Raw genomic sequence first — 19,944 nt, forward strand, 5'->3', positions numbered from 1 at the left:
TGCGATCAGCTCTCGCTGGTACCGACGGATTGCGCAGCGGCTTCAGCTTCCAGTTTCGCGCGGTCAGCCTTGCTGATGTATTTGGGCTTTTTCGGCGCGAGTTTGGCGCTGGCCTTTTTGGCCTTTTCCTTGAACAACTGCTTGAGTTTCTTTTGGCGATTCATGTTTTCTACCCGGTCTGCACGTTTGAATATCGGTTAGCGAAGGGCGTAAACGTACACATCAATGGACGAGCCACGAGATATGCACTTTGCCCTCAAAAAGGGGCGAATCCTGACGTAAGCCTCGGGCCAAGGCAATGCCCATTCCTCACATGGCGATAAAGTCGCGCACAGCCTTGATGGTCGGCGCCGGGGCTTCTTCCATCAACCAATGGCCCGCCGCCGGGATCACCACCTCGGTCACGTTATCTGCGGCATTGCGCATGACGATCGCTTCGTTGTTGCCGAAGGACTTTTCACCGCCCACGGCCAGCACCGGCATGCTCAAGTGTTTCTGCAGGACGGGAGCGTTGTCGAGAGCATCCTGACGAATGCTGCGAAACTGGGCGAACGCGGCGTGCATCGCGCCGGGGCGGGCGTAGAGTCTGGCGTAGTGCTGGCGAGTGCCTTCATCGACTTTGGCGGGGGTGCCGGCGAATTCGTTCCAGAAGCGGTCGAGGTAGATGCGTTCGCGCCCGGCAACCAGGCGCTCCATGTCCGCACCGCCGAAGTCGAAGTGCCAGAGCATCGGCGAACGAACGATGTCGTTCCACGGGGTGATGCCAGGCACGGGTGCATCCATCACCACCAGGCGCTCGGTCAGCTCGGGATAGCGCGCGGCGTAGGCGAACGCGACCATGGTGCCGATGTCGTGACCGATGACCACCGAATGCTTGATCTTCAATGCGCTCAACACTTGGCGAATGTCGCCGGCCTGAGTCTTCTTGTCGTAGCCGCCCTGTGGAATCGAAGACAAACCCATGCCGCGCAGATCCGGTACCACCACGGTGTGATCGCGGGCCAGATCCGCCGCCAGCGGCGCCCACATGTCGCCGGTATCACCGAAACCATGCAGCAGCACTACGGCGGGGCCTTTGCCACCAACTCGCACGTGCATCGTCGCGCCTTCGACTTTGATGTCTTGAGTATGGAAGGTCGGCGGGAAGGGGACGACGTCGGCATAAGCCTGGAAACTCAAGGCAATAAGGGCGAGGGTGGTCAGTAGCGGACGAGTCATAACGAAGTCTCCAGGTGTACGGGGGATGGAGACAGCGTAGACGTATCGATCAGGGCTGGTGGAGTTTCATCTGGAAGCAAACGCCGCCTCGATAAACGCCCCCAGCGCCCGCTCTTCAAGAATCTCGATCGAGAAATGTCCGAAGCGTTTCGGCAGCCAGATGATGCGCGTCCCGGACGGCGATTGCAGGTTCTCGCGAGTCAGCGGCTGGCCGTTTTCGTCCTCCGGCTGAACCCCGCTGGCGACCAGTTCGTCGTAGGCCAGTTCGATATCAGGGGTCGTGTAGCAATGACGGTAAATCATGCCTTCGCCCACCGTATCCAACAGTTCCTTGAGATTCCCCGCCAGCGGCTGGACCAGCATGAAGCGTTCCTGACCGATCAACGCAACCGCATAGCGCACGTGCAGGCCACCGCGACTCCAGATCTGCGTTGTGGAGATCCGCGCCTTCAGTATCTGCGCGTAATAGGCGCAGGCTTCTTCAAGGTCTTTGACCAGTACGTCGATGTGGCTGAACTTCAACTCCATGAAATAGCTCCTGTCGGGCGGTGTCGATGGGCTGGGCGGAATCGACGATCGGCCAGCCGGAATAAACTAAGCTGATGTGTAACGTCAAGAGAACACAGGAACATCCCACCATGAAGGCGCGCCGCAAGTCACGCACGTTGATTGCAACGATTTCTTCCCTGGCCCTGGTATTCAGTTCAGCGATGGCATTGGCTGATTCCGGTAATGGAAAGGGCCAGGGCAATGGCAATGGCAAGGGTAATTCGCAGAATGTGCAGGGCCACGGTAATCAGAAAGGTAACGGCAACAAGGGCAACAACTCGGGTGGTGACTGGAGTCATGGCCCAAGCATCGATCGCGGCAATGTGCTCGGGATTGTTGGCGGCTACCGCGACTACTGGAACCCGGGGCCTGCGCTGCCACCAGGCATTCAAAAGAATCTTGCACGCGGCAAGCCACTGCCGCCCGGTATCGCGAAAAAGCTCGATGGACGCCTGGTCGGTCATCTGCCGCATTACGATGGCTACGAATGGCAGCAGGTGGGCACGGATCTGATCCTGGTCGCGCTGGCAACCGGGCTGATTTATGAGGTGCTCAACGGTGCATTTGATTAAGCCGTATCGCTGAGAATGGCTCGAAGCGAAGTTCGCGCCCGCGCCGCCGTGGGCTTTTTGATAACAGGCACTGGTGCGTGCTGATGGCGCGAGTGGCAGCGGATTCCCTGTCTGCACCACTGCGCGCCACCACCGCGATCAGACGATTCTCAACGCGCTCAGCACGATCAGTGATTGTTCGGCGAAGGCCTGGGCCTGTTCGGTCAGTGCGGCGATGTTGGCCTCGGCGGTGGTCAGCGGTTTGCCGTCCTTGACCAACACTTCGTTTTGATCGGCGATGACGCTCCACGCCAGTTGCGCCCATTCTGCCGGGTGCTGTTTGCCTTGGCGGATCGCAATCAGGAACAGTTGCTGGAAGCGAGTGACCGTGACGCCACCACCGGTAACCGGACTGCTCAACACCTGAATGTTGGCGTTGAACAGCGCGCGCTTGCACAGTTGCAGGTTGAACGCGGCGCAGCGTTCGTACACCAGCGCCTCGGCGGCTTCGCTCTGGCAAGGGGCTACCGCGCCCATGCTGACCAGGATGGCGATGGCTTGTTCCAGATCGTCGTAGACCATTGGCGACACCGCATCGAGCAACTGCTGCATCGTTCTCGCTTCATACGTCTGGCCCGCGAGTGCATCGAGGACCGGGCCGTAAATTTCTGCTTGCAGTGACGCTTCGCCAGCGGGGCCGGTGACGCTGGACGCTACGGTTTCTGCCGGCTGCATCAGGACAAATCGCGTATTGAGCATGCGCGACCGGCGCTCGGCAGCGCTGAGTCGGTTGGCACCACGCACGTACAGATCACGACGGAAAGACTGATTGACGAAGTAGTCGCGTGCCTGCTCGCGCATCACCGGGTGCTCGATATCGTCGAGAAAGGCCAGGGCTTCGCCACTCAGATTGAGTACATCGACCCAATCCAGCGGCACCGCTGTCGTGACGTAATCGAGCTTGGCCGGGGCCAGCGCGTCGACCATGTCGGCGAAATACATGCAGTTCCAGTCGCGATTGAAATATTCGTGGGCGACGTATTGGCGGTCCTGACCTTTGATGGTCTGCAGCCGGGCGCCCAGACTTGGCGCAGCAATGGCGTACTTGGGGTTGGCCGCCAGCAGCGCTTCGGAAAACTGCAGCGCGGCATCGATGCGCTGATCCGCCCGCGTCGAGTGACTGGCAAAGCGGTCATGCAGGCTGAACAACTGGCGCAACGGCGCTGCTGGCGACCAGCCCGGGAATGCGTTGTAACTGACGTACAGATGACCACCCGGTTTGAGATGGCGGCGGGCGAATTCGACAATCAGTTTCTGGTTGTCGCGGCTGACCCAGGTCCAGATGCCATGCAGGCTGATGCTGTCGAATTGCGGCAGATCATGGCGCGCCAGCAGTTGCTCGAAGCTGTCGTCATACAGCCGCGCACCGTTGTTGCCCAGCGCTGCCAGTTCAATGGCGTGGGCTGCCTGACCCGGGTGGAAGTCCGTACCGACGAAGCCTGCCGGGTTGGCCGTGGCGTGAATATTGATTGACACACCCTGACCAAAACCGAGTTCGCAGTGGTAACCGTCGGGATTGTCCAGCCCGGCAAAGCCGCGCAACAACAGGCAGTAACGCTGGAAAACCGGATTGATTTCCCGGCTATAGCTGTAGGTGTAGCCTTCGTCGGTGAAATAACCTTCGTTCCAGGCATTGCTCATTGTTGCAGCCTCTTGAATCGTCATTGAAAGTAGCTTTATACGGGACGGACTTGCATCGTTGAAACCTCTCGCCGTCCACACAGGATGTTGTCGGCAGGATGGGACCATTCGATAGGGTTCATGCGGATATTTCGCAGGGGTTATTGATGATCGGACCTGGGCGCTCCTGACAAACGCACGCCCATCTCAAGGGCACGGGTCTCGAAGCCGAACTCGGCATATATGCGCACCGCGCGCTCGTTGAAAGGCCAGACCGTCAGGCGCAAGTCCTGTGCATTCTGTTCTATGGCCCAGTCTTTAACCCGTTGGATCAGCGCGCGGCCAATGCCTTTCCCCCAAAACGGCTCGGCCACACAGACCGAGCCGATGCGAACCACGTTCTGTGGCTGCATCAGCGGGCCGGAACTGGCGGACAGATTTGCCGTGATGAAGGCGGCGGGTTGATCACCAACACTGGCGATGAAGACAATCTGCCCGGGCTTCTCGAAAACACCGGACCAGTGCGGCAAGTCGCGGGCAAAATCTTCGGTCGCGGCCGCGTAGATATCGGGGCGGGCGGCGTGGTGTACCGAGTTGAGCAATTGACCCAGTTCGCACATCGCCAGAGCATCGGCGACAGTGGCTGTGCGGTAGCTGATGACTTCTTCCATGAGAAAAATTGTTCCTTGGGTGAGTTCATAAGCTTCGCATCCTGCGGTAAACAGCGAAATAAATCATCCCGGTTCCTGCGGGCATTTCAACGAAGCCGGATGCGCCTGGGTCGCTTTTTCAGGCAAATCTGTGCATTGAATGTTTTTACGTCTGGCGAATAATCGAGCGCTCGAAACCTTTGGGATTGAGCACTGTATGGAAGATTTTCGCGTTGATTTCGACGACATTTATCGTTTACGGACGGCTGCCTCAAGGAGTCGCCCATGAGCCTGCATACCCGCACCAAACGCCTGACCGTGCCGCAACTGGTTGCCATGAAAGGCCAACAGAAAATCGTCTCGCTGACGGCGTATTCCAGCAGTATCGCCAAATTGATCGACCCCATCGTCGACTTCATTCTGGTCGGTGATTCGACGGCCATGGTCGGTTATGGCCGCGCCTCGACGCTGAGCATGCAGCTCGAAGAAATCATCGGCCATACGCGGGCCGTGGTCGATAGCTCGCGTTTGGCCTGTGTGGTGGCCGACATGCCATTTGGCAGTTATCAGGAATCCCACGAGCAAGCCTTTCGCAATTGCGCTCAGGTATTGGCGCGGACCGGTTGCGACGCGGTCAAACTGGAAGCCAACAAGGCCTTGGCGCCGACGGTCGAGTTTCTCGTGGCGCGCGGGATTCCGGTCATGGCCCATGTCGGCTTGATGCCGCAGTTCGTCAATGTCATGGGCGGTTTCAAGGCTCAGGGCCTGACCGCTGAAACCGGTGCAGTGATTGCCGAAGATGCCCGGGCCAATCTCGACGCGGGCGCCTTCAGCCTGTTGCTCGAAGGTGTGGCGGAGGGCGTGGCGCGGCAGATAACGATGGACTCGAAAATGCCCACCATCGGCATCGGCGCTTCACCGGCCTGCGACGGGCAGGTGCTGGTCACCGAAGATGTACTCGGCCTGGGCGGTGAGCATCTGCCGCGTTTCGTCAAACGCTACGCCGATGTCGGTGCGGTGATCAGCGAGGCTTGTGCGCAGTTTGCCGAGGATGTGCGCCATGGCCGGTTTCCTGAGGCGCGGCATTGCTATGGACTGTAGACGCGGTTTTCTTCGGTGATCGCCTGCGCCAATCGTTGCACCGCGTGGGCGATGTCCTTGTCCCAGTCGAGGCTGTAGCTGAGGCGCAGGTACTGTTTCCAGGCGCGTTGCTGGCTGAAGATTTCGCCGGGGGCGATGACGATTCGTTCGGCCAACAAGCGCTCGAACACAGGCTGCATGTCGATCGGGCGCACCGCTTTGAGCCAGAAGCTCGCGCCACCGTGCGGGACGACGACCTGCCACTGGCCGCTACCGTGCTCTTCCAGCAAGGTTTGCAGCTGTTGCATGCGCTTGAGCAACATCGCTCGCAGCGTTGTCAGGTGCAGGTCAATGCGCCTGGAGTTGTAGAGTCTGGCAATCGCTTTCTGCCGCATCGGCGAGAGGCGAAATCCGCGCTGCATAAACAGTCGATGAAGTTGCGCGGCCTGCTGGCGACATAACACGTAGCCGTACGGCGCTTCGCCGCCAATGATCTTGTCGAATGTCGAGAACACCAGCAGCTTGTCCGGGCCGGCGAAGTCGCGATAACGCGAGACTGACTCGGAGAAACTCAATTCGCCCCACGTATCGTTTTCAAACAACCAGATATCCCGCTCGGCCAGCCAGCGACAGATCTGCTGTTTATCCTGCGCTGGCATCAACTGGCCCTGAGGAATATTCACCGTGGAGGAGACCACCGCCAGGCGCACCGGTTCGCGTGTGAGCAGTTCGTTCAGCGCGGGCAGGTTGAAGCGGCCGTCATCGCCGAGGGGCATTTCGATGACGCGAATATTGGCCGCCTGCAACTGGCGCAGAATCGCCCACGAGCAGGGCGACTCCACCAGTGCCACGCTGCCGCCCAGATTCAAGGCACTGAGTGATAATTCCAGCACGCTGCGCAGGTCTGCGCCGATATAGACGTGCTCGGCCTGCCAGTGGTTGTGAGCGGAGCGGGTGTAGTGTTCCGCCAGGGCCGCGCGCAATTCCGGCTCGCCGAGGGGCTGATAGAGCGGCGCGTGCGAGCGCGGGTATTGGCGGGTCAGTTCGCGCTCCATCGTCAACAACGGACCTTGCAGCGACAGCAGCATCGCCGGCGCATCGCTGCTCAGGGCCAGCATGCCGGGCTGACGGGCGCTGGCGAAGACGTGGTCCAAAAGATCGCCGGCGTTGGCGGTCACTGGCGCCGCCGCTATTGACCGGGTGAAATAACCAAACCTGGCTTTGGCGTGGATCCGGCCTTCGTCCTCGAGCAGTGCGTAGGCGTATTTGGTTGTCGACACCGAAACGCCGAGGCGCAGGGCCAGTTGTCGCAGGGACGGCAGTTTCTGTTCAGTTGTGCCTCTGGCCGCCTCGATCAGGCCAAGGAGGTAGTGGTAAACCGCCTGATAGGCGAATGAAGCGTCCTTGCGTACCGTCAATGCTGTTCTCCTGTTTTGCCTCGATTTGCCAGTGCATGGAATGACGCTGCGTTGCGTGCAGATCCTTTGCTGCAAAACGTCGGCAAGTCTAAATCAAGTCTGAAAGAATCGCCCAGGGCGGCATGGCTCAAGAGCTGCGGATGACTGGCGATCCAGCAGCTCTTCACTGGCGAGGCGCCCGACGATTGCTGCGAGCGTCACACCGGGATGCATCGCGCAAACGTAAACTCCGCTGATACCGGGCAAGTAACCGACCACGGGGATGCCATCAGCGGGCATGGGCCGGAATCCGACGGCAACGGTTTGCGGCGCAATGGACACCACCCCGTGAAGTGCTTTGCGTATGGCTTCGGCGGTTTGCCGGGCGATGTCTGGCGGCGAGTTGCCCGGCGCTTCTCCCAGATAATCTTCAGCGGCCAGCAACGTACCGCCGGCACTTTGCCGAATTTCCATTTCGGGGCTGGAAATGATGCCTTTGACGAGGTCCGGTTGGGTCTTGTAGCGGATGAAAATGGCGGGGGAGGCGTCGATGGGCAGGGTCACGTTGAGCATCTGCGCTAACTGGTGGGTGCCGGTCCCCGCGGCAAGCACAACAAGGTCGGCATCAAATGTGCCCGCTGTGGTTTCAACGCCGGTGACATCTGCGTTGCAGGTTTTGAAACCGGTCACTCGGGTTTGCGTGAGCAATTGCGCCCCGAGCGCCTGGGCGCCGGCCATCAAGGCGTGGGTGGCCTGCACGGCGTCGAGTGCGCCTTCTTCCGCGCGATACAACGCGCAGGGTGGGGGATTTTTCAGGTTGGGCTCGCAGGCAAGCACCTCGGCAGCCGATAGCAGCGTCGCCGCAGCAGGATGCCCTGCAGATTCGCTGTACGACAGCGCTCCGGTCCAGTGAATCTGCAAGTCCGGGAGCTCGGTTTCGAGTCGGTGGTAGGCTTCGATGGCCGCACCACGTAATTGCGCAATCGGATCAGCGCCGGTGTGTGTGGTATTGATCCAGGCGAAAGAGCTTGCCGTCACGCCGCTGGCGATCTCTCCGGCCTCAATTAAGGTGACCTGCGCACCTTTGCCGGACAGGTGATACGCAAGAGAGGCGCCGACGATGCCCGCACCCACCACCACAATTCGCCGATGTGTTGTCTGGTTCATTTCAACATTCCCTGTTGTCGACGGTTGATCCTGCAGCAGGGTGACAATGCGAGCAACCAGAAAAAAGCCCGGCCAAAGCCGGGCTCGTCAACTTGCAACGGATCAGGCAGCCATATTTCCCGCCGCCATCTCCTTCTTGCAGCTGGCCTTCATGGCTTCCATCTGCACGCCCAGCTCTTCGAGTTTTTCCTTGCCCAGGAGCTTTTTCGCCTGAGGGAACATTTCCGTTTCTTCCTCTTCGATATGGTGCTCCAGCAGTTCCTTGACCACTTTCACCCGGCCGGAAAACTCCGGGGTGCCCGGGTCGGTCAGTTTCAGATCGGGCAGCACCAGTGAATCGACGGTGCGGTGTTCTTCTTTGGCTTCGAAGTACATGACGTCCTGTTCCTTGCTGCCGGCGGCCTTGAACGCGGGGTAGAGGATTTCCTCTTCGAGACGGGTATGGATGGAGATTTCCATTTCCAGTTTGCCCAACAACTCGACACGTTTTTTCAGTGCGCGCTCGGTTGAGTCGCTCAGTTGGCTGAGGATGTCTTTGACTTTTGCATGATCGGCTTTGAGAAGGTCGATGGCGTTCATGGCGTTGCCTCTGCTGTCACGGAGTGAACACAGGCCGTTGTTTCACGGTGCTGTGAATGCCCTGAATCAGTGGCATTTGGCGTGCCAATCCATGGCTGGTAATCGACCGCTACAGATCAAGGGCTTACGACGTCACAGGCAAAAAGCCTTCGTGCAGCCTGCATGAAAAAGGCATTGCAAGCATTGCAGATCACCGCTTTCTCAACTGGCCAGCACCGCGCGACGGCTAAGTAATCCGCTTACGACGCTGAATGCTGACGGACATGCTTGGGCCCCGCCAACGCCCAGGCAATCAACCCGAACAACGGCACAAACACGATCAGCACGATCCACACGCCTTTATTGCTCGATTTCCCCTCGCTCTTGCGCACCCGGTTGATGGCCCAGAGTTCGATTAGCAGAAGAACTGCCGCCAGTACGATCCACACGGTTTCGATTTGCATTGGCTACCTCCTGATGGTCTGTGCGTTAGGTGGCGTGGGGTGCGGCAGGTTCATTTATTTTTTGTTCAACGCATTGATCTGGCGGGCCAGGTCCAGCGCCACTCGACCGCTGTTGAGGGTTGGCAGCAGATGGGTGAAGGGAATGTCGATCAGGCGATTTTCGCGCACGGCGCGCAGTTGCGAGAGCACCGGGTCGCGGGTCAACAGATAGCGTTTGCGACTGGCCGGCGACCATTCGGCGTCGGCCAGCAGGATCACGTCGGGGTCGCTGGCCAGCAGGGTTTCGCTGTTGACGGTCACCCGATAAAGATCAATGTCGGCGAACACATTGCGTGCCCCGGCAGCCGCCAGCAGCGGAGTGACAAAGCCGCGTCGACCTTCACTGTCGAGGCCTTTGACCTCGCTGTCGAGATAGAACACCGACAGTGGTTTACCCGCACCGGCCAAGGCTTTGGCGCTGGCAATGTCCTTTTCCATGGAGTCGATCAATGCTTGGGCTTTTTGCTGCTGGTGCAGCAGCTTGCCCAGCGTCAGCAAGTCATTGCGTACATGCGCGAAATAATCCAGCGAGTGCCCGTTGCAGGCGGATTCCAGCAGATACGATCCCACGCCATTGCGCACCAGCCCCGAGCGCGAGGTCACCCCGTCGCCGAACGCCGTGGCAAAACCACCGATCACCAGATCCGGTTTCAGTGCGTACAACACCTCGCTGGACGGGTACTGCCGTGCGATCACCGGCACGCCGAAATACTCCGAGGGCCGCTGCCCGGCTGCGGTGTCATCCAGATAGGCCACGCCGACCAACGATGGCCCCGCACCCAAGGCCAGCACGATATCGGCCGCATGCTGGTTGAGCGCCACAATCCGCGCGGGCGATGTTGGCGCAAGGTGCCAGTTTTCGCCGCAATTGCTGAAGCTGTCAGCCAGCAGCGCTGACGAGCAGAGCAGGGCGCCGAGCCCACACCAGAGCTTCCTCATGTGCGCGCCTTGATCAGCAAATCCTCGACCACTTCACCGCCAACCAGATGCCCGTCGACCAATCGCTGCACATCTGCCTTACTGTGCACGCCATACCAGCAGCGCTCCGGATACACCGTCAGGATCGGCCCCAGATTGCACGGAAACTGGCAGTGCGTGCGGGTCAGCAACACGCCGCCCGGGGTTTCGATGCGATCGTGCTCCAGCAGGTGCCGGCGCAAGGTTTTCCATAGCTGTTGCGCGCCGCGCTGAGTACAGCGCGGGCCGGTGCAGATGAACACATGGCGCGCATGCTCAGGCACGTGCGACCAGTCCGGGTGCGTGTCGACACCGTCGACGGTTTTGATCTCACTCATCAGAAGCGGTACGTGTAGCGCACTTCGGAGGTGAACGGACGGCCGAGGTTGTCGACATTGCTCGAACGGCTGGTGACGTAATCGCGGTCGAACAGGTTTTCCACCAGCAGGCTCACGCGGTGTTGGTGGGCGTTGTCGAGGTAGCGATAAGCGTCGGCGTCGACCACCGAATAGTTGCCGTATTCAACCTGTTTCGAACTGGTGATGTCGCGGATGTAGCGGATCGCGCCGCCGGCACCCCACAGGCGATTTTCCGATTCATAACCCATGCGTGAACGGGCGAAGAAGCTCGGGATGTCATTGATGGTCGCCCCCGTGCGCGATTCGGTGAGGTTGCGGGTCATGTCCGCTTGCAGGCTCCACTGATCGTTGAGCGCCAGTTTCGCGTCAGCCTCGAAACCGCGCATGCGCACCAGGCCTTCACCGTTGACCCACTGAATGCCGTCGAGGGTGATCAGGTCGTCGATCTTGCGTTTGAACAGGGTCACGCTGGCGCTGAATTCGCGATCCAGCAGAAAGCCTTTGTAGTCGACACCCAGTTCCGCGTTGCGGCTTTTTTCCGGTTTGAGATTACGGTTGCCGATCTCATCGCCCGGTTCGTTGACGAACAGCTGCTCGGCGTTCGGCAGTTTGTAGGCGCTGCCGTATTGGCCACGCACGGACCAGTTGTCGGTGAGGTCATACAGCGAAGTGAGCATGCCGACCGTGGCACCGTCGCCGCCGCTCATGGCTTCGTGGCGAACGCCAATGCTCGGGTGCCAGTTCGGCAGCGCGTCGATCTGCGGGCGCAATTGCGTGTAGACGGCGTGGGCTTCGGCCTTGTCGTTGTCGATGATCAACACATCGTCCTGACCCTTGAACCATTGGTTGTCGCTGCCGAACACCAACACATGTCCGCCGGGTAGTTTCGCTTTGCCTTCGGCCTGCACGCCCCAGTCGGTAAAGCCCCAATAGTCGTTGTGGTTGATGACTCTGGTGCCGCCGCCGGCGACGTTGTTGACGCGCGTGTAGCGGGTGTCCCAGTCGTTGATATGACCTTTGACGAAATAGCTCAGGCGCTCGTTGATGTTCTGCTCGAAGGTCGCCGTGGCGATCTGCTGCACGCGATCGTTGGTGGTCGTGTGATTGTCGACCGGGCGGGCGAAATCGAGGTTGGCGTCGGCATATTGGTAGAACAGTTCCAGCCGCGAATCATCGCCGAACGACTGAATGGCCTTGCCGCCGAAGGTGGTGACTTCGTAGGCACGGTTCTTCTCGCTGACGTTTTTCATGTCGCGGTTGCGATACGGCTGGTAACCGTCGGAGACATTGTGGCTGACGTACGCCAGCAGGCCGAGATCGCCGAAACCGTTGGTGAAGATATTCTCGACCCGCGCGTCTTCGCTGGTGCCGCCGAAACTGTCGACGCCCAGATTCACTTCACCGGAGGCTTTGCGCGACTGCGGGCTGCGGGTGACGATGTTGATCACACCGGAAACGGCTTGGGTGCCGAACAACAGGCTCTGGCCACCTTTGAGCACTTCGATGCGTTCGATGGCGTTGGCCGGCAGGGTGTCCAGATAGAGGCCGCCGTACAGGCGATTGTTCAGGCGTACGCCGTCGAGCAGGATCAGCGTGTCGTCATTGCGCCCGCCGAGCAGCGAATAGGTGCCGTAATCGAACGGACCGTTTTTCGGCGCGACGTAAAGGCCGGGAATGAACATCTGCATGACGCGGCTGACATCGGCGCTGGGGCCGGCGCGCTCGATCTGCTCGCGGCTGACGATTTCGACTTTGCTGCCGAACTTCGCCATGTCGGCGACGGTGGTGGATTCCACGGACGGTGCAGAAACGATTTGCTGATTGAGTTCCAGCGGCGCGTCGTCGGCCAGCAGCAACGGGCTGAACAGGCAGCCAAGCAATAGAGATGGAGCAGAAGTGTTGAAAGGTCGAATCATTGTCTTCTCGAAAAGGATCTTCGCAGAAGAGCATGCAGGAGAAGGCATCGCGCACAGCCAATACCGGCCCATGCCCGCCCACCGCAGGATTTTGCCAAACGAAATTTCAGGCCGGTCTCCGGGCTCGCGCGTATCGAGGCTTTCACCTTCCCATGGCCGAGTGGCCACAGTGGTGTATCGAAAGCATCACGCGCATACCGTTGCGGGGGCAGCACCGGACTTGTTCGAAAAGAACGTACCGGTTTCCCGTTTCACCCCATGCACGGCGGCAGGGGGCACCTGAAACAGGGCGGCATCTGAACATCCGACGGGCGGTTCGTCAATGTGGCAACACCGGGGGGGCTATTGGATGCGTTCCAGAGCGGCAAACTGGCCACTCAACCACGTATAAAGCTGAGACACCGCCGGGGTGATCTGCTTGCGATGCGGACACACCAGACTCAACGGTGAGGCATTGCCGGGGAAATCCTTCAGCAGCACGATCAGTCGCCCTGCGATCACGTCTGCACTGACGTCCAGCCAGGATTTGTTGGCGATGCCTTCGCCGCTCAACGCCCAGCGGCGCACGACGTCGGCGTCGTCGCTGAACATCGGTCCCGAGACCTGGATCGTTTCACTGCCAAGGCTCCACTTGTCGTAGACCCGGCCACCTTGCTGGTAGAGCAGGCAAGGGTGGTTGTGCAGATCGTCCGGTGTTTGCGGGTATCCGTGGCGCTCCACGTATTCCGGTGCCGCGACCAGCACCCGCCGGTTCCACGGTGCCAGCGGCAGCGCCACGTAGTTGGCATCTTCATTCGAGCCGTATCGAATCGCCACGTCTACCGGGTCGCGAAACAAGTCTGCGATCTGGTCCGACAGAGAAAATCGCAAGGTCAGTTCCGGGTGCTGGCGGCGAAACAGCGTAAGCCACGGCAGCAAAATGTTGCGCCCCAGATCTGACGGCGCCGTCACTTGCAGCACGCCGCGCAACGTGGCGTTTTCACCGCGCAGGTTTTCCTTGCCTTGCTTTAGCGCCTCCAGCACCGAGTGGGCGGTGGGCAAGTATTGCTCGCCCTCGGCGGTTAATCGCAGGCTGCGGGTGGTGCGCGCAAACAGGCGCACGTCGAGTTCACGCTCCAGACGCTTGATCGCCGCGGCAACCTGACCGGGCAATAAATCGGCCTCAAGGGCGGCAGCGGTGAAGCTGCCCAGCGCGGCGCTGCGGGTGAACAAACCAAGATCATCAATGCGGATCATTTTCACTCCTGCAGTGAAAGTGTTGGCCCATTCTGCTGGTTTTTCTTTGTGCCTGGGAAGTCGAAGATGGCAGCAAGTGAGCACATCAGCTCTTCAGACAGCGAGTTTCCATGAAAGCCATCACCTTCACCCAACACGCTTTACCCATTGAAGATCCGCAATCGTTGCAGGACATCGACCTGCCGGTGCCGACTCCCGGCCCACGGGATTTGCTCGTGGAAGTTCGTGCGGTGTCGGTCAACCCGGTCGATACCAAAGTGCGCGCGGGCACTTTCACCAAGGAACCGAAAATCCTCGGCTGGGATGCCGCCGGTATCGTCCGCGAGGTCGGCGCTGAAGTGACACTGTTTCAGCCTGGCGACGAAGTGTTCTACGCAGGCTCCCTTGCCCGTACCGGCAGTTATAGCGAATTTCACCTGGTGGACGAGCGAATCGTCGGGCACAAACCGCGTTCGTTAAGTGCAGCGGATGCGGCAGCATTGCCGTTGACCTCGATCACCGCCTGGGAACTGTTGTTCGACCGTCTCGGTGTCACCGAAGGTTCAGGGCAGGGCAAGTGCCTGTTGATCACGGGTGCAGCGGGCGGCGTCGGTTCGATGCTGGTGCAACTGGCCCGGCAGTTGACGCGGCTGACCGTCATCGGCACCGCCTCGCGGCAGGAAACGGCTGACTGGGTCCGGCAGTTGGGCGCGCATCACGTCATCGATCACAGTCAGCCGCTGCTCGCACAGTTGCAGGCACTGGGCATCGACGAGGTCAGCCATGTCGCCAGCCTGACCCATACCGAGCAGCATTTTGCGCAGTTGATCGAAGTGCTTCGACCACAAGGGCGTCTGGGCGTGATCGACGATCCTGAATGCCTCGACGTGATGCCGCTCAAGCGCAAGTCGCTGTCGCTGCACTGGGAGCTGATGTTCACCCGTTCGCTGTACGAAACCGCGGACATGATCGAGCAGCATCACCTGCTCAATCGCGTCAGCGATCTGATTGACCAAGGCATTTTGAAAACGACGGTCGGTGAACATTTTGGCGCGATCAACGCGGCCAACATGCGCCGTGCCCATGCCTTGGTCGAGAGCGGCAAGGCCCGAGGCAAACTGGTGCTCGAAGGTTTCTGATTTCACTCATTCAGACGGGCCTGCACGCGGGCCAGTCAGGAGCAGCTCATGCGTATGAAAAAGCTTTCTGCTGCATTGGTCATGGTCATGGCGGCGCCGTTCGCCCATGCAATCAGCGCCGTCCCGTTGCCGGCCAATGCCCCCGCCGACCGATCCTTCGGCACGCTCGAACAGGTCCATGCGTTCTATGACGCGATGCCCACCGGCGTGACCGTCACCGAAACCGGGCGAATCTTCGTCAACTTCCCGCGTTGGGGCGACAACGTGCCGTTCACCGTGGGCGAGATCCGCGACGGCAAAGTCGTGGCTTACCCGAACGCGGCGATCAACCAGGAAAACCTCAACGATCCCAGTGATGGTCTGATCAGCGTACAGAGCGTGGTGGCCGACGGGCGGGGCCGTGTCTGGTTGCTCGATACCGCCGCGCCGGGCTTCGCCGACCCAAAACCCAAAGGCGCGAAGCTGATCGCGGTGGACCTGGTCACCAACCAGATCGTCAAGCGTCTGGTGTTCCCGGACAACGTCATGTTGCCGAGCACCTACGTCAACGACATGCGTTTCGACTTTCGCACAGGCCCCGAGGGGACGGTCTATCTCACTGACTCGTCCCTGCGCGGACCGGGCGCGATCATCGTCATGGACATCGCCAGCGGCAGTGCCATGCGCCGTTTGAGCGGTGTGCCGGCAACCTCGGTCGACCCGACGTTTGTCCCGGTGGTTGAAGGCCTGCCACTCACCGTTGAAAGTCCGGACGGCAAGCGCAAACCGCTGGGCGTGGCTTCGGACGGCATCGCGCTGTCGGCGGACGGCAAGACGCTGTATTTCACACCGCTGTCGAGTCGCCACCTGTATTCGGTGGCCACCGCGTTGCTGCGTGATGCCAACTTCAGTGAACAGCAACTGACGGCTGCCGTGCAGGATCTGGGGGAGAAGGGCGCGTCCGATGGTCTGGAGGCTGACGCCGCCGGCGCCATCTATGCCGGCGATTACGAGCACAACGCGATCCGCAAACGCCTGCCGGACGGCCAATGGCAAACGCTGGTCCACGACCCGCGTCTGCTCTGGCCAGACACATTGTCCATTGGCCCCGATGGCTATCTGTATTTCATCGCCAACCAGTTGCATCGCCAGGCGGCATTCCGTTCCGGGCAGGATCAGCGGCAAAAACCTTACAGCCTGATGCGCCTGAAGATCGACGCAGCGCCGGCGCCAACGCGCTGATTTTCACGCTGCATTGAGTTCTGCGTTTTCACTTTTCAGATCAGGAGTTCAATCATGGATCTCGTTTCTCTGGCCAAGCGCCGATTCACCACAAAAGTTTTCGATGCCGACCGCAAGATTCCCAGGCACACACTGGAGTTGCTGCTGGAACAACTGCGCAACAGCCCGTCGTCGGTCAACTCCCAGCCTTGGCATTTCGTGGTTGCCGAGAGTGATCAGAGCCGGGCGCGAATCGCCCACAGTACCCAGGGACCGTTCAGCTTCAATCAGCCAAAAATACTCAACGCGTCGCACGTCATCGTCTTTTGCACTCGCACGCATCTGCCGGAGGAATACCTGCAAGCGTTGCTGGCTCAGGAAGCCATGGACGGGCGTTTTCACAATGCCGAGGCGCGAGCAGGGCAGGAGCGTGGACGGCGCGGTTTTGTCGATCTGCATCGCTTCGATCAGAAAGACCTGCAGCACTGGATGGAAAAGCAGACCTACCTCGCGCTGGGCACATTGCTGCTGGGTGCCGCCTCGCTGGGTATCGACGCGACGCCGATGGAAGGTTTCGACAGCAAAGTCCTCGACAGTGAACTGGGCCTGCGCGAACAGGGCTTCACCAGTCTGGTCGTGGTGAGCCTGGGCTATCACAGCAGCGAAGACTTCAACGCAGGCCTGCCCAAGTCCCGCTTGCCGTCCCAGTCGCTGTTTACCTTTCTCTGAATGCAACCGGTCCCTGGAGTATTGAAGATGAGCAAGTCTGCCGAACCATTGATCTCGATTGCCGTGCTCAAGGCCAGGGCAGGCCAGGAGCAGGCCTTGAAACAAGGCTTGCTGGCGCTGGTTGAACCGACACGCGCAGAGCCGGGCAATCTCGACTATGTGTTGTTTGAACTGCGCGACCAGCGCGGCACGTTCTACATGCGCGAGGCCTTCAAGGATCAGGCGGCACTGGATGCGCATTTCGCCATGCCTTACTTCAAGCGCTTTGCCGCTGCGGCAGATGACCTGCTGGAGGAACCACTGCAACTGATATTTCTTGAGCACGTCTCGAACTGATCCAGTCGTCCATTCAACCTGTCAGGGTGTGCAGCCATGAAAGATACCGCGCAACGGCCAACCCACGGAACGCCGGTTCACGAAGACATCGATGCCATTGAAACCAATGAGTGGCTGGAAGCCCTGGCAGGTGTCGCCAAAGTCGGCGGCAGACCGCGCGTGCGATTTTTGCTGCTGCGACTGGCCGAGCAGGCCAGCCGTCTCGGCGTGCAAACGACGGCGAGTGCGTATTCGCTGTACCAGAACACCATCGCGCTCGAACAGCAGCCGGTTTATCCCGGGGATCTGGTGATGGAGGAGCGCATCACCTCGATCATTCGCTGGAACGCCCTGGCCATGGTGGCGAAGGCGAACAAGGCCTATGGCGAATTGGGTGGGCACATCGCCAGTTATGCCTCGGCGGCGGAAATTTTCGAGGTCGGCTTCAATCACTTTTTCCGTGCGGACAGCGAAGCCGGGCGGGGTGATCTGGTTTATTTCCAGGCGCACTCCGCCCCCGGGGTGTACGCGCGGGCTTTTCTTGAAGGACGTTTGCAGGCGTCGCAACTGGAGCGTTACCGGCAAGAAGTGAAGGGCGGCGGATTGTGTTCCTATCCGCATCCTTGGCTGATGCCCGACTTCTGGCAGTTTCCCACGGGCTCAATGGGTATTGGCCCGATCAATGCGATTTACCAGGCACGGTTCCTGCGGTATTTGCAGCATCGTGGGATTGCCTCGACGGAGGGGCGGCATGTCTGGGGCGTTTTTGGTGATGGCGAGATGGACGAGCCTGAGTCCATCGCGGCGCTTTCGCTGGCAGCGCGGGAGAATCTTGACAACGTCACCTTCGTGATTAACTGCAATCTGCAGCGTCTCGACGGACCCGTACGCGGCAACGGGCAAATCGTTCAGGAACTGGAGTCACTGTTCAGCGGCGCCGGCTGGAATGTGATTAAGGTGTTGTGGGGTTCGGACTGGGACCCATTGTTTGCCCGCGATGACGGCCATGCACTGTTACGCCACTTCGCCGGGATGGTGGATGGCGAGTACCAGAATCTGGGGGCCAATGACGGTGCGTATAACCGCAGCCATTTCTTCGACCAGGACCCGCAGTTGCAGGCGCTGGTTGCAGACATGAGCCCGGAGCAGATCAATGCGTTGCGCCGGGGCGGTCACGACTTTCGTAAGTTGCATGCCGCGTTCGAGGCCGCGCGCAAGCACAAGGGCAGGCCGACCGTGGTGCTCGCCAAAACCAAGAAAGGTTTCGGCATGGGCCAGATCGGCGAGTCGCGCAACACCTCGCACCAGCAGAAAAAACTCGATATCGAGGTGCTCAAGGCCTTCCGTGATCGTTTCGCCTTGCCGCTGGACGATGAGGCCGTGGCACAAATGCGCTTCTACAAACCGGCCGACGACAGCCCCGAGCTGCGATATCTGCATCAGCAGCGACGGGCACTCGGCGGTTACTTGCCCAAGCGCAACGGTGTGGCTGCACCAATAGCCGTGCCACCGCTCGACAGCTATGGCCGTTTTGCGCTGAAGGCCGATGAGCGTGAAAACTCGACGACGATGGCGGTGGTGCGACTGTTCACCCATCTGATCAGGGACAAACAATTGGGCCCGCGCATTGTGCCGATTGTCGCCGATGAAGCGCGCACATTCGGCATGGCGAATCTGTTCCGGCAGATCGGGATTTATTCATCTGTCGGCCAGTTGTACGAGCCAGAAGATGCCGGCGCGCTGCTCTATTACAAGGAATCGACCGACGGACAACTGCTTGAAGAAGGCATCACCGAAGCCGGCGCGATTTCTTCCTGGATCGCTGCGGCCACCTCCTACAGCGTCAATGGCGAGCCGATGCTGCCGTTCTACATCTACTACTCGATGTTCGGTTTTCAGCGCATTGGCGATCTGATCTGGGCAGCGGCCGACCAGCGCGCCAGAGGCTTTTTGATCGGCGCTACATCGGGGCGCACAACGCTGGCCGGTGAAGGACTGCAGCATCAGGACGGCTCCAGTCAGCTGATGGCAGCCACTGTGCCCAACTGCCGCGCCTACGACCCGGCATTTGCCAGCGAGGCGGCGGTGATCATCGACCATGGCGCCCGGCGCATGCTTGAGCAGCAAGAGGATGAGTTCTATTACCTGACGGTAACCAACGAGAACTACGTTCAGTCCTCACTTGAACCAGACGAACACGCGGACGTGATTCGCGGCATGCGCCTCTATGCCCGCTATGGCGAGGAGGTACCGGCGGTTCGTTTACTGGGTTCGGGAGCGATTCTGCGCGAGGTGATTGCTGCTGCGCACATGCTGGATCAAGAGTGGCAAGTCAGCAGCGAAGTGTGGAGCGTGACCAGCTTCTCCGAACTCGCCCGGGATGCCCGCGAGGTGCAGCGTCAGCAAGTGTTCGGCGGCGATGTCGAGTGCCAGAGTCACCTGCTGCATTGTCTGCCCGGTCACGCGCCAGTCGTGGCGGCCAGTGATTACGTGCGCGCCTATGCACACTTGGTGGTGCCGTATTTACAGGCGCCGTGCATCTGCCTGGGCACCGACGGATTTGGACGCAGCGACACGCGCGCGGCGTTGCGCAGCTTCTTTGAAGTGGATCGCTATCACATCGTTTTGGCGGCGCTTGCTTCGGTCGATCCGCAGGCACATACCCAGGCTCGGGCGAAATACGGCATCGACGCCGATGCCGAAGCTCCTTGGAACTGCTGAGCTTTCACGTCGTGTGTTGCTCCTTTCATCAACCCACATC

At 60.0% G+C, this 19,944-nt stretch carries 20 protein-coding genes and 1 riboswitch; of the genes, 7 read left to right on the forward strand and 13 right to left on the reverse strand.

The features are described 5' to 3' along the window. Positions 1-5: 5 nt before the first annotated feature. The 3 genes from HUW52_RS15125 to HUW52_RS15135 form a co-directional block, all read right to left on the reverse strand. A complete protein-coding gene (locus tag HUW52_RS15125) occupies positions 6-164 on the reverse strand; it encodes a DUF2986 domain-containing protein (protein ID WP_016984831.1) in 159 nt (52 codons plus the stop codon). 145 nt (positions 165-309) lie between these two features. Continuing rightward, the gene (locus tag HUW52_RS15130) at positions 310-1,218 is read right to left on the reverse strand and encodes an alpha/beta fold hydrolase (protein ID WP_175554102.1); all 909 of its coding nucleotides are present in this window, start codon (positions 1,216-1,218) and stop codon (positions 310-312) included. Positions 1,219-1,284: 66 nt separating this feature from the next. Beyond that, entirely contained in the window at positions 1,285-1,746 is a 462-nt protein-coding gene (locus HUW52_RS15135) for a VOC family protein (RefSeq protein WP_175554103.1), read from the reverse strand. Positions 1,747-1,856: 110 nt separating this feature from the next. Between HUW52_RS15135 and HUW52_RS15140 the strand changes: the two genes are divergently transcribed. Beyond that, positions 1,857-2,339: an anti-virulence regulator CigR family protein gene (locus HUW52_RS15140; RefSeq protein WP_016984834.1), complete on the forward strand. Its 483-nt coding sequence runs from the start codon at positions 1,857-1,859 to the stop codon at positions 2,337-2,339. 138 nt (positions 2,340-2,477) lie between these two features. On the opposite strand, the gene HUW52_RS15145 is transcribed toward HUW52_RS15140, so the two are convergent. Both HUW52_RS15145 and HUW52_RS15150 read right to left on the reverse strand, forming a co-directional pair. Further along, positions 2,478-4,019 carry a class I SAM-dependent methyltransferase gene (locus HUW52_RS15145; protein ID WP_175554104.1) on the reverse strand — a complete coding sequence of 514 codons (1,542 nt, stop codon included), beginning with the start codon at positions 4,017-4,019 and terminating at the stop codon, positions 2,478-2,480. A 140-nt stretch (positions 4,020-4,159) separates the two neighbouring features. After that, positions 4,160-4,669 carry a GNAT family N-acetyltransferase gene (locus HUW52_RS15150; protein WP_016984836.1) on the reverse strand — a complete coding sequence of 170 codons (510 nt, stop codon included), beginning with the start codon at positions 4,667-4,669 and terminating at the stop codon, positions 4,160-4,162. Positions 4,670-4,933: 264 nt separating this feature from the next. On the opposite strand from HUW52_RS15150, the gene panB reads away from it, so the two are divergent. Continuing rightward, positions 4,934-5,749, forward strand: a complete 816-nt coding sequence (panB, locus tag HUW52_RS15155; protein ID WP_175554105.1) for a 3-methyl-2-oxobutanoate hydroxymethyltransferase — start codon at positions 4,934-4,936, stop codon at positions 5,747-5,749. Here the strand turns inward: panB and HUW52_RS15160 are convergent. The 8 genes from HUW52_RS15160 to HUW52_RS15195 form a co-directional block, all read right to left on the reverse strand. Next, entirely contained in the window at positions 5,737-7,146 is a 1,410-nt protein-coding gene (locus HUW52_RS15160; RefSeq protein ID WP_175554106.1) for a PLP-dependent aminotransferase family protein, read from the reverse strand. The two genes, panB and HUW52_RS15160, sit on opposite strands and share 13 nt — an antisense overlap. Before the next feature lie 93 nt (positions 7,147-7,239). Then, entirely contained in the window at positions 7,240-8,292 is a 1,053-nt protein-coding gene (locus tag HUW52_RS15165; RefSeq protein ID WP_175554107.1) for an FAD-binding oxidoreductase, read from the reverse strand. A gap of 102 nt (positions 8,293-8,394) precedes the next feature. Further along, positions 8,395-8,871 carry a hemerythrin domain-containing protein gene (locus HUW52_RS15170; RefSeq protein ID WP_175554108.1) on the reverse strand — a complete coding sequence of 159 codons (477 nt, stop codon included), beginning with the start codon at positions 8,869-8,871 and terminating at the stop codon, positions 8,395-8,397. A gap of 239 nt (positions 8,872-9,110) precedes the next feature. Further along, positions 9,111-9,314, reverse strand: a complete 204-nt coding sequence (locus tag HUW52_RS15175; protein WP_016984840.1) for a PLD nuclease N-terminal domain-containing protein — start codon at positions 9,312-9,314, stop codon at positions 9,111-9,113. Between the two features lie 54 nt (positions 9,315-9,368). After that, positions 9,369-10,292: an ABC transporter substrate-binding protein gene (locus HUW52_RS15180; protein WP_175554109.1), complete on the reverse strand. Its 924-nt coding sequence runs from the start codon at positions 10,290-10,292 to the stop codon at positions 9,369-9,371. Next, complete coding sequence (locus HUW52_RS15185; protein WP_175554110.1) at positions 10,289-10,648, reverse strand: ferredoxin; 360 nt, start codon at positions 10,646-10,648, stop codon at positions 10,289-10,291. Before HUW52_RS15185 ends, HUW52_RS15180 begins: the two co-directional genes overlap by 4 nt. Continuing rightward, on the reverse strand, positions 10,648-12,585 hold the full coding sequence (locus HUW52_RS15190) for a TonB-dependent siderophore receptor (protein WP_175554111.1): 1,938 nt from the start codon (positions 12,583-12,585) through the stop codon (positions 10,648-10,650). The genes HUW52_RS15185 and HUW52_RS15190 overlap by 1 nt, the downstream gene beginning before the upstream one ends. Before the next feature lie 91 nt (positions 12,586-12,676). Continuing rightward, positions 12,677-12,883: riboswitch (cobalamin riboswitch) on the reverse strand. Positions 12,884-12,927: 44 nt separating this feature from the next. Then, on the reverse strand, positions 12,928-13,821 hold the full coding sequence (locus tag HUW52_RS15195) for a LysR family transcriptional regulator (RefSeq protein WP_016984844.1): 894 nt from the start codon (positions 13,819-13,821) through the stop codon (positions 12,928-12,930). A gap of 110 nt (positions 13,822-13,931) precedes the next feature. Between HUW52_RS15195 and HUW52_RS15200 the strand changes: the two genes are divergently transcribed. From HUW52_RS15200 to mdeB, 5 genes are read left to right on the forward strand one after another with little or no spacing between them, the layout of a single operon-like run. Continuing rightward, positions 13,932-14,939: a zinc-binding alcohol dehydrogenase family protein gene (locus HUW52_RS15200; protein ID WP_175554112.1), complete on the forward strand. Its 1,008-nt coding sequence runs from the start codon at positions 13,932-13,934 to the stop codon at positions 14,937-14,939. A gap of 48 nt (positions 14,940-14,987) precedes the next feature. Further along, positions 14,988-16,160, forward strand: a complete 1,173-nt coding sequence (locus tag HUW52_RS15205; RefSeq protein WP_175554113.1) for an L-dopachrome tautomerase-related protein — start codon at positions 14,988-14,990, stop codon at positions 16,158-16,160. 54 nt (positions 16,161-16,214) lie between these two features. Beyond that, positions 16,215-16,868, forward strand: coding sequence for an oxygen-insensitive NAD(P)H nitroreductase (gene nfsB, locus HUW52_RS15210; RefSeq protein WP_095049900.1), 654 nt, complete (start codon positions 16,215-16,217; stop codon positions 16,866-16,868). 27 nt (positions 16,869-16,895) lie between these two features. Next, positions 16,896-17,204: a putative quinol monooxygenase gene (locus HUW52_RS15215; protein ID WP_175554114.1), complete on the forward strand. Its 309-nt coding sequence runs from the start codon at positions 16,896-16,898 to the stop codon at positions 17,202-17,204. A gap of 36 nt (positions 17,205-17,240) precedes the next feature. Then, a complete protein-coding gene (mdeB, locus tag HUW52_RS15220; RefSeq protein ID WP_175554115.1) occupies positions 17,241-19,904 on the forward strand; it encodes an alpha-ketoglutarate dehydrogenase in 2,664 nt (887 codons plus the stop codon). Positions 19,905-19,944: the final 40 nt, after the last annotated feature.

Origin of the sequence: Pseudomonas sp. 43A (assembly GCF_013363935.1) — a bacterium.
In the GTDB taxonomy this organism is placed as follows: domain Bacteria; phylum Pseudomonadota; class Gammaproteobacteria; order Pseudomonadales; family Pseudomonadaceae; genus Aquipseudomonas; species Aquipseudomonas crudilactis.